This window comes from Bacillus cereus group sp. BfR-BA-01441 (assembly GCF_022663075.1).
GTDB classification, from domain to species: Bacteria; Bacillota; Bacilli; order Bacillales; family Bacillaceae_G; genus Bacillus_A; species Bacillus_A cereus.
Map to the genome: position 1 here is coordinate 1 of NZ_JAKUEU010000147.1, position 6,256 is coordinate 6,256.

Below are 6,256 nucleotides of genomic sequence, written 5' to 3' on the forward strand. Positions count from 1 at the left end.
GCGAGAAGTAAAATATGCTTTAAATCGGGATTGTTTTGCTTACGTATTAAAATTTTCCACGGTATTCTCCGGAGTAATACACGAGTTGTTTCACCGACTCCTGGTTTAATTAAGTTAATATCGTCAATTTCAAAGTGATTTTGGATAGACTGTATATCTTTTAACCCTTGCCAAGAGGGATCAGTGTAAGTTGAAGTAATATAACGTAATTGATTATCTATATGAGAATGAACAGAAGGGAATAACTCTGTTACCTCATCAACGAAGAAATTTGATAAGTCTTCTTGTTCTAGCTCTTTATAATATTTAACACCATGAAAATCATTTGGACCGATATAGGTGTCATTTAGTACAGTGCGACTAATTAGTCCAGAGACTGTTGCATTTAAGCAAGCGCTAGGAATAAGAAAATCTTCACGTGTACCGTAAATTGAAGTACAGTAACCGGGATCAGCAAGCACAGCCATACAATGAGAAATGTGTGTATTATTTCGTTCGTTAAATGTGTGTACTGCATATTCTAATTCTTTTTTTATTGCACCTTTTCCAGTCCACCCATCAATGAATTGAATTGTTTCTTTAGGGTGATGTTCCAAAATATAATGGAGTGCATTTTCATCAATACCGCGTCCGCGAACAATAGAAATACAATAGTGAGGTACATCAAGGTTGTATTGATAGCGTATGTAGCGTTTGATAAGAATGCCAATAGGTGTACCAGCACGAGCTAATGAAACGAGGACAAGGTTAGTTCCTTTAGTTTGTATAATCTGTTCGGCGACAACTCCAACAGCGATGGCTAGTTTGTGTTTATATTGTTGCAGGGAAGAAAAGAATAAATCCATATACGCTTTAGATGGTTTATATTCCATTGGTAACATTTCGGAATAATGTGTGCCAGCTTGAATTGCTTGTTCTCTAGTTTCCGTGGAACTTTCTTTCATTAAATCACTAATATCTTTTAATAGAAAAATAGCATCATTTGGATTGTAACTACTAATATGAGAATTTACTTTTACCATAATTATCAACCTTCCTTTTCTATGCTATTTGAAAATGAGACGATATGAATAAAAGGAATAACTGTTTGTAACTGCTGTAGAAGAGGAAACAGGGCTTCTTCTCCTAAATCACGCTCAATAAAAACAAATACTTCATCGTAATCATGAGGTGAAATATTATAAAAGTAATTTGTAATAGTAGAATTTTCAGGACTTGGATATGAGAAATGATTATGAATGGCGTAGTTTACATCATTTGAAACAGGATGGATAGGGCTTCTTGTTGTAGATTGGTATAAAATATTTTCACCCATTTCAGCAGCAATTTTCATTGGGATATACATAAATTCACCCGTTCCGAGACAGAGTGTTCGTTTTCCCATTCTTTCTCTTTTTAAAGTTTTTCCTGCTTCTTGAGCGAAAGAATGAATGTGCTTTTGTTCATATGCTGAAATGCCAAATCGCCCAGTATATTTTATATAATTTGATGTATAGGGTGATTTTGGACAGGTAAGGGTATGCTTTTTGAAATCAGGTTTTGTTTCTTTAATTTGAATATCTGTTTTTGCAATATTTAATGGTTGACCAGTTGTATGAATACTGCCTTCTAATAAAGAAATAACATGAATCTTAATTTGAAGTTCTTCTTCTAATTGTTTAAATTGTTTTCTATTAGTATGAGAACGCCAGTCTAATAAAGAAGCAATTATATATTCTTCTCGTGGGAATTTATTTTGAATAGATCTAATAATATTTAATGCTGTTTTTCCTGTTGTCATCTCATCATCTACGAGAACAATCGGGTTGTTGTTTTGAAAAAAGCTTTCATCTACATAACAACGGTGCGATGTTGCATGAGAATGTTCTTCCTCAAATGTAATGACAGATTCTAGGTGGGGTATCGATTCCCTAGTTGTATGCACATACTTTGCATTTTGAAAGCATTGAAACATAGAATGACCAAGTGCTGTCGCTGTTTCAGCGAATCCGATGAACACAACTTCTTCTTGCAGAGGATATTGATAACGAAATACTTCCTCTGGGATTTCATCAATTTCTAATGAAATGAGATTTAAAAATTCTTTTTGAAATGGATGAGAAATATTATGTAGTATTTCCAAATATCTTGCAGCGAGAGCAACTCCACTTGATAGAGAGACTGCAGGTTTAATAGGAAGATGCTTTCCAAGGATTGTACTCACAAATAAAAAACTACGTTTCTTATTTATTCTCGCAGCCATTTGAAAAAGATTGTCTAGCGCTAAATTATATGGATTATCACGTACTTCTACATGGACTTGTATATTATTTAAAACGTTATACGTGTTGCTTTGCGTTTGTAATAAGGAGATCGGTGAATTGTTTGTTTTCATGTAGCACCCCGTAAATATTAGATTTTAAAATGGTTTTGCGAGCCCAGCCATAATGAGGTTTTACTTCATTCATTTTGTTAGAAAAACTGCTTTTTAGCACTCCATTATACGTATCTGCATTTTGTAAAATTGATCTCGCATCTAAATAATCTTCCATTGTGACAATGTGCATTGCCTGTACAACTTTAATATGAGATGGGTGAATAACTGTCTTTCCGATTAAGCCATTTGCATGGTCAAGTGATACCTCTTGAATAAGCCCTTCTTCATGATCATTAGAAAAATATTCCCATACACATCCTGAAATAATATATTCATTTGTTGCCCTTGAGAAAACGTTAATAATGTCTGAAATACAATCACGGACAACGGTAATATGATAGATAGGTGTGTATTTATTGCGCCGAATACTGAATAGACTTGAAAAATCAGTAGCACCAATACGTACATTTAAGATGTAATCGTGATAAGAATCTAGTAAATCCTTTATTTGTAATAATGATTCTGCCCGTGTTTCCTTATACATAATTTCGGGGGATTCTAAAATCGGCATGCCATATAGCGATAATGAGTATAACTCGTTTATATATGCAAGCTGATCGATATAAGTCTTTCCGTTAATCGGTGTGAATTTTGGAAAGACAAAACCACATAAACAATGAACAGCACTACCTAATTCAGTAACAATTGTCTTCAGTTGACTTGGCTGTCGAACTCTAATAAAAAGAAGCGGGATGTCTGCTTGATTTAGTATGTTGGCACTGACTAAGTTAGCGATTTGCTGTATTTGAACGACGATGTTTTGCTCTGCAAGTTTTACTTCCTCATCGCTGATAGCGTCCTCTAGACAAAGAATAATTGAGGTAGCATCCACATGTTTCTTTCTAATTATATCTTCCGCAATCGTTTCTTTCGTGCCAGGAGTATATAGTGTGGCGCCTAGTGCGTAAGCTAGTTGTTCTTTCCCTATATTTTTTGAAAAACTAAGAGGTTCTTTATAGAAAAAATTTTGCCGTTCTTCCGAGGAGAGATAAGAAAAGTAATTCAAATTGTCACCACCTTATTTGTAATGATTCTGTTTAATCGTAACATAATAAGAAAAATCTTCCATAAAAATGAAGCGATAAATTTAAAAAATATATTGAGAAAGATGAATTATAAGATGAATATCGAATATTGTTAATAGAAATATAATAGGGGGAAAGAGAAAGTGGATATACATAAGTTAACGATAGAAGAAGCAAAGAAGATAAATACGTGGACGTACGAGGAACCTTATAGTTTATATAGTTTTTCAGGCGAGAAAGAAGTAATAGAAGAGCTATTAGATGGAACGTATTATGGCTGTTGTGACGATCAAGGAGACCTCATCGGTTATTTTTGTTTTGGAGCAAATGCACAAGTGCCAGGTGGAAGAGATGCTAATTTATATGGTGGAGAAGATGTGATTGATATCGGACTTGGCATGAAGCCGGCGTTAACTGGGAAGGGAATAGGGAAAGAATTCTTCCAAGCTGGAATAGCGTTTGCCACGAAAGAGTTTAATGCAAAAATGTTTCGATTAAGCGTAGCAACATTTAATACAAGAGCGATTACGTTATATAAAAATATCGGATTTAAACAAGGGACTATTTTTTTGAGTCGCGGAAGAGAATTTATGCTTATGGAATACGAAAGGCCGTCAGCATGAAACTGACGGCCTAGAAAACATTATTATTCTGAGTGCTCAGCTCGGTGCGCTAAACGGCTTGAAGCAGCGGCAGCGATTCCGCCAACGATATCATCAAGGAATGTATGCACCTTTCCAGTTGATTTATCATTTAAGTATTCTAAAATACCAGGTTTTAATTTATCAATATATCCAAAGTTCGTGAAACCGATAGAGCCGTACACGTTCACGATAGAAAGTGCGATAACTTCATCAATTCCGTATAAGCCTTCATCACGTTTTACAATATCTTGTAACGGTTCACTTAGCATTCCCTTTTCAGCAAGGACATCAAGCTCGATACCAGTAATCAGTGCGTTTTGTACTTCACGTTTTGATAGTACACGTTCTACATTGTAACGGCATTCTGACATCTCTAAATTTGGATGATATTTTTTTTGAAGAAAATGAACAAGTTCAGCAATATCGTCAATTGTTACACCACGTTCTTGTAATAGTTGTAATGCTCTTTCTTGTAGTTGATTTGATTCTTTCATGTTTATCACCTTTTTTTCTTTTTAGTATTTGTATACGTTTCGTTGCTTTATCATGTGCATAGGAATGAAAGGCGAGCACAAGCTCATATATATAAAGAAAAACCATAGGTGGCGACTGCGATGATTCAGCATATTTATGAGCATTATCACATGCATGTTAAAGAATTAATCCCCCTTGGCCCCTATAAAAGCTTTTGGATTCGCAACAAAATTTATGTACTTGTTCCAATTGGAGAAATGGAGGAAGAAGTACTTGTAGAGATGAAAAAGCTCAGTGACTATATGAACCAGCAAGGGGATATAACTGTAGCGACTTTCGTTCCAACTATACACGGCTACTATGTAAGTGAGATAGAAGAACAAAATTACTGCTTATTAAAAGGTATGCGAGCGTTAGAACGACATGCTACGTCATTAGGAAGTGAACTTTCTATATTCCATAAACGAGGTGCATTCTTTCCAGAAGAAATCGAGCAATTAAGCCGCATTGGTGAATGGAAAGCGTTATGGGAAAAGAGACTCGATCAGTTAGAAAAGTTTTGGCAATCACAAGTGATGAACCACCCTACAGACGTATTCGATCAATTGTTTATTGAATCCTTCCCGTATTACTTAGGAGTTGCAGAAAATGCCATTCAATATGTTGTTGATACAGAAATGGATGATACGCCGCAACTAACGGATGCAGCGACAATTTGCCAAGAACGATTCACACCTTTATTATGGCATCAAACGAAGCGTCTCAAACTCCCTTTTGATTGGGTGTATGATCACCCAACTCGAGATATAGCAGAATGGATTCGCTATATGATGATTGAAAAAAAGAAAGACTGGGATCAAACAATCGTTCAATTTGTTACAGATTATGAACGGAATTACTCGCTGTCCTCATTTGGTTGGCGTTTATTATTTGCAAGGCTCCTGTTCCCGCTTCACTATTTTGAAACGGTCGAACGATATTATCAAACTGGAAACGAAGAACAAAAAAGCATATATAGAGATCGCTTAGAAGCCATTTTACACGATGTAAACCGCTCAGAGCAATTTATGAAGTACTTTTATGGCTCACTTCGTTTACCAGTAGATAAGCTCGGGATTAGAAAATTAGATTGGTTATCTTAAAAATATAAAAAAGAGACCGAGTGAGGTCTCTTTTTTATATACCACAATTTTATGTAATACATTATGCCCCTACCTGTTGATCTGTACATATATTTAAAACGAATTGATGCCTTTCGAGCTTTTCATTTACTTTACCCAATAATTCTTGCTGGATTTCTTTAAATAAAAATTGATAGCTTGTATTCCATGTTGGTATAACGGATGAAAGGCCTAATAAATACTCTTTTTTCTTTTCTAGTTCTTGAATTGTTACAAAAGTGTTCCCCATTTTTGGCATCTGTCGTCCCCCTATGTTTTTTTACTGTATATGTGTGAACGATTCACTATATAGTATTAATTATCGCATTTTTTGAGAAGGATTTCCAATTTTGTTTTATGATGTTAACGGATAAATGTGATTTGAATAAAAAAGGAGACCAAATTTGGTCTCCTTTTAGAAGGCGATTCTGAACGAGCCGCTTCCGCTTTTAATTAAAATACTTGTTCTACTTCGATAACGCCTGGTACTTCTTCAAGTAACGCGCGCTCGATACCAGCTTTTAGTGTGATTGTAGA

7 protein-coding genes and 1 pseudogene are annotated in these 6,256 nt (G+C 35.1%); 2 read left to right on the plus strand and 6 right to left on the minus strand.

Translation table 11 applies throughout. The features are described from left to right. From MR107_RS28790 to MR107_RS28800, 3 genes are all read right to left on the minus strand, one after another. On the minus strand, window positions 1-1,022 hold a 1,022-nt coding region (locus MR107_RS28790; RefSeq protein ID WP_242293055.1), incomplete at its 3' end, for a cysteine protease StiP family protein. A 5-nt stretch (window positions 1,023-1,027) separates the two neighbouring features. Beyond that, complete coding sequence (locus tag MR107_RS28795) at window positions 1,028-2,374, minus strand: phosphoribosyltransferase family protein (RefSeq protein WP_242293056.1); 1,347 nt, start codon at window positions 2,372-2,374, stop codon at window positions 1,028-1,030. Continuing rightward, a complete protein-coding gene (locus MR107_RS28800; RefSeq protein WP_025686784.1) occupies window positions 2,319-3,422 on the minus strand; it encodes an HpcH/HpaI aldolase/citrate lyase family protein in 1,104 nt (367 codons plus the stop codon). The genes MR107_RS28795 and MR107_RS28800 overlap by 56 nt, the downstream gene beginning before the upstream one ends. A gap of 162 nt (window positions 3,423-3,584) precedes the next feature. On the opposite strand from MR107_RS28800, the gene MR107_RS28805 reads away from it, so the two are divergent. After that, on the plus strand, window positions 3,585-4,064 hold the full coding sequence (locus tag MR107_RS28805) for a GNAT family N-acetyltransferase (RefSeq protein ID WP_000351157.1): 480 nt from the start codon (window positions 3,585-3,587) through the stop codon (window positions 4,062-4,064). A 23-nt stretch (window positions 4,065-4,087) separates the two neighbouring features. Here MR107_RS28805 and MR107_RS28810 read toward each other — a convergent pair whose 3' ends face one another. Beyond that, window positions 4,088-4,579, minus strand: coding sequence for a phosphatidylglycerophosphatase A family protein (locus tag MR107_RS28810; protein WP_000665103.1), 492 nt, complete (start codon window positions 4,577-4,579; stop codon window positions 4,088-4,090). Between the two features lie 120 nt (window positions 4,580-4,699). On the opposite strand from MR107_RS28810, the gene yutH reads away from it, so the two are divergent. Then, window positions 4,700-5,701 carry a spore coat putative kinase YutH gene (yutH, locus tag MR107_RS28815; protein ID WP_078187102.1) on the plus strand — a complete coding sequence of 334 codons (1,002 nt, stop codon included), beginning with the start codon at window positions 4,700-4,702 and terminating at the stop codon, window positions 5,699-5,701. A gap of 61 nt (window positions 5,702-5,762) precedes the next feature. On the opposite strand, the gene MR107_RS28820 is transcribed toward yutH, so the two are convergent. Both MR107_RS28820 and MR107_RS28825 read right to left on the minus strand, forming a co-directional pair. After that, window positions 5,763-5,978, minus strand: coding sequence for a hypothetical protein (locus MR107_RS28820; protein WP_001125507.1), 216 nt, complete (start codon window positions 5,976-5,978; stop codon window positions 5,763-5,765). Window positions 5,979-6,172: 194 nt separating this feature from the next. Beyond that, window positions 6,173-6,256 (minus strand): annotated as a pseudogene (locus tag MR107_RS28825) (NifU family protein); the annotation flags it as partial.